This is a genomic window from Thermus thalpophilus (assembly GCF_022760915.1).
GTDB classification, from domain to species: Bacteria; Deinococcota; Deinococci; order Deinococcales; family Thermaceae; genus Thermus; species Thermus thalpophilus.
The window spans coordinates 1-715 of record NZ_JAKTNS010000100.1 but is presented as its reverse complement, the minus strand read 5'-3'; the positions used below and the strand labels follow the sequence as shown (position 1 = coordinate 715).

General features: G+C 70.6%; 1 protein-coding gene and 1 pseudogene. Both read right to left on the bottom strand.

Annotated elements, in window-relative coordinates; genetic code table 11:
• Positions 1-470, bottom strand: a pseudogene (locus tag L0D17_RS13180) (hypothetical protein); the annotation flags it as partial.
• Positions 471-476: 6 nt separating this feature from the next.
• Positions 477-715: ribbon-helix-helix protein, CopG family (locus tag L0D17_RS13175; protein WP_243095703.1), on the bottom strand; the 239-nt coding region annotated here is incomplete at its 5' end.

The following is a 715-nucleotide window of genomic DNA, read 5'->3' as shown; positions in this document are numbered from 1 at the left end:
AGGAGGGCCCGGTGGAAGGAGGGCTCCAGGAACCAGGTCCACCGCCCCCGCTGGTCCTTCCGCAGGACGTACGTGGGCTTCCACTCCCCCTCCCGCCAGGCCACCCAGTAGAGGGGGCGCTGGGGCTCGGGGGAGGCCTCCACCCGCCGCATCCCCTCCCCGGGGAGGGGGTGCGGGGCCAGGAGCATGAGGGGCCAGGTGGGAGGAGGGTTCTCCGGGGGCATCACGCTCACCGGGGCCAGGAGGAGGTGGGCCACGGGGAGGCGGGCCTCCTTCCGGATGGCCCGGGCCTTGGGGGCGATGAGGACCGCGTATTTCTCGTCCAGCTTCTTCACGGCGGCCAAGATTTTCTCCACGGGGACCGTCTGGACCTGCCAGTACCGGTACCCGTCCCGGCTCACCAGGCGCAGGGCCTGGGCCAGGAGGGCGGACTGGCTCCTGAGGAGGGGGTAGTCCTCGGGGTCGGTCATGGCGGTCTACTCCTGGGCGGCCCCGGAGAAGAGGGGGGGCGTGTCGGAGGGGGGCGTGTCGGAAGGCTCTTCAGGTTGCTCGTTAGGCGGCTCTTGCGCCTTCTCTTTTGTCGCCCTAGCTCGGTACTCCTCCGCAAGCATCGTCAGGGCCTCTCGGGCGAGCTCGGAAAGCGTCATACCGTGCTCCCTGGCGAGGGCTTCCAGGGCGCGGTAGGTGTCGGGGTCCAGGCGCAGGGTAAGCCGCT